This window comes from Fibrella forsythiae, from assembly GCF_017353175.1.
Lineage (GTDB): Bacteria > Bacteroidota > Bacteroidia > Cytophagales > Spirosomataceae > Fibrella > Fibrella forsythiae.
Genome location: NZ_JAFMYW010000044.1, coordinates 1 through 1,809 on the forward strand (window position 1 = coordinate 1; position 1,809 = coordinate 1,809).

General features: G+C 59.6%; 3 protein-coding genes. All 3 read left to right on the forward strand.

Features of this window, described 5'->3' with window-relative positions:
- Positions 1 to 232, forward strand: a 232-nt coding sequence (locus tag J2I46_RS32525; protein ID WP_207333291.1) for a hypothetical protein, incomplete at its 5' end; no start/stop codon positions are given.
- 458 nt (positions 233 to 690) lie between these two features.
- The gene (locus tag J2I46_RS32530) at positions 691 to 1,407 is read left to right on the forward strand and encodes a hypothetical protein (protein WP_207333292.1); all 717 of its coding nucleotides are present in this window, start codon (positions 691 to 693) and stop codon (positions 1,405 to 1,407) included.
- A gap of 6 nt (positions 1,408 to 1,413) precedes the next feature.
- Complete coding sequence (locus J2I46_RS32535; RefSeq protein ID WP_207333293.1) at positions 1,414 to 1,650, forward strand: hypothetical protein; 237 nt, start codon at positions 1,414 to 1,416, stop codon at positions 1,648 to 1,650.
- The last annotated feature ends 159 nt before the right edge of the window (positions 1,651 to 1,809 follow it).

Sequence of the window (1,809 nt, forward strand, 5' to 3'; positions counted from 1 at the left end):
CACCTACGTGCCCGAAAGGCTCCTGCTGGTGGTGGAGCGGCTGGTGCCTCCCGAGTACGGCATGGTGGTGCTGACGCATGAGGCCTGGGTAACGATCTCCCACGCGCTGATCACCTACGAGATTGTCCAGGAGCAGCTCAGAAGCGTGCCCATCCTGGAGGGCACAGAGCCCACCCTGGTGCTGCGCCACCTGGCCTGCGTCAGGAACGTACCCCGCCAGCTACTTGCCTAGCTGATCACAAGACTCAGTTCTGACCTGTTTCACCCAATCCATCGCCCCGATCATTGCCCCCCTGACTTCCTAACTTCCTTTACCCGCTTTCCCTCTCCCCGATGACTACTGCCGCCTGCTCCCGCCCCCCGCCCTCCCGCTAAGGACCATACCGCTCCCCAAATCCTCATGCTGATTGCAAGCAGCCGCCGGATTTATACCCGCTATACCGCTAAAAATCACCCCTTTAGCGCTTGACCAACCCCCCTATGCCCCGGTCGCAAAACCGGTTTTTTTCAGCCCCCAAACCGCAGTTATTCGGTTAGGAGTCCTGTTGTCCTGACACGAATGTGACAGAAGTTACTCTATTGATTACTCCCCGTTACTCCTTGGTTAACCTGTTAACCACCCAAAAAAACGCGAACAAAAAATGTCCAACCCCGGCCTCATCCGGCCACAAACACGCAACCCCGATAGCCATGACCGCCTCAAACGCCTCCAATCGCCCCCAGCCCCGCGCCTATTCTCCCGTTAAATTCAAATCCGACCCCCAGGCCAGCTCCTTTCGCTGGGAGATCGACCTGACCCAGGACGGCCACAATAGGGTCTCGTTGATCGAGGGCTACTCCAAAGGCCAGGGCTTTGAGCTGACCAACAAAGCCGAGCTGCTAATGCGCAAGATCACCAATCCCCTCTCGCCCTATCTTCAGAAGAGTGATGAGATCCGCGTCTATGAGAATCTCAAAGAGCTGCCTACCGGCAAGCTCCTTCAGGTGCCCAAATCCGATCAGGTGTGCATTCTGATTCTCTACCGGACCAATTACAAAGCCCTGAGCTGGGTGCGCCACACCGACCCCCTGCTGGATCACCTCAATAGTCTTTACACAATGCTTAACGCCACGGGCCGTCTGCCCCAGGAGCGCTCCACCAACGCCCGCAAGAAAGTCTGGTTTCCCGAGCTGGACCATAGCAAATACACCTTTGCCAATCAGGAGGAGCTCAAGGTGTTCTGCCGCTCGATGGTGGAAAAGCATGGCTCGGCCTGCATGGCCAAGTGGTGGAATGCCCACCTGGGCATGCAGCCCGAGCTGACCACGCCCGGCCCGGCCCTGTTGCAGACTCCCCCCACGGGAGGCGAGCACCAGGCTACGCAGGCGGCCACCCAGGCCTTGTACACCAAGTTCAATCAAGGCTAAGCCCTTATGAGCCTAGCCGAGGAGATCAAAGGCTTGCCCCTGGCCACGCTGCTGGACTGCCGGGGGCACTACGAGCGGGCCATTCGCCTGGAACGCTCTTCCCTGGGGCAGGCCATTTGCCTCCATACGCTACAGCTGATCAACCGGGAGCTCACCCGGCGAATGCCACCCGTGCCACTGCCACCTACGGCTGAGCGTCTATCACTACCTAATCCGCCTGCCCCATCGCTGCCCCTTCCATGACCCCTGCCCGGCGCTTGCCTACGCCCCTGCCCAGTCTGCATTTTCGCGGGCTGGGCAGACCCGTGCCCATGGGTCAGATCCTGCGCTTTGAGGCGGCGGACAACTACACCCGCATCTGGGTGCAGGGACAAGTTCGCCCCCTGCTGTATGGCTACACCC

What these genes read in the sequence shown, in the direction of transcription:
- J2I46_RS32530 (WP_207333292.1), top strand. Translation starts at nt 691, where the DNA reads ATGACCGCCTCAAACGCCTCCAATCGCCCCCAGCCCCGCGCCTATTCT.
- J2I46_RS32535 (WP_207333293.1), top strand. Translation starts at nt 1,414, where the DNA reads ATGAGCCTAGCCGAGGAGATCAAAGGCTTGCCCCTGGCCACGCTGCTG.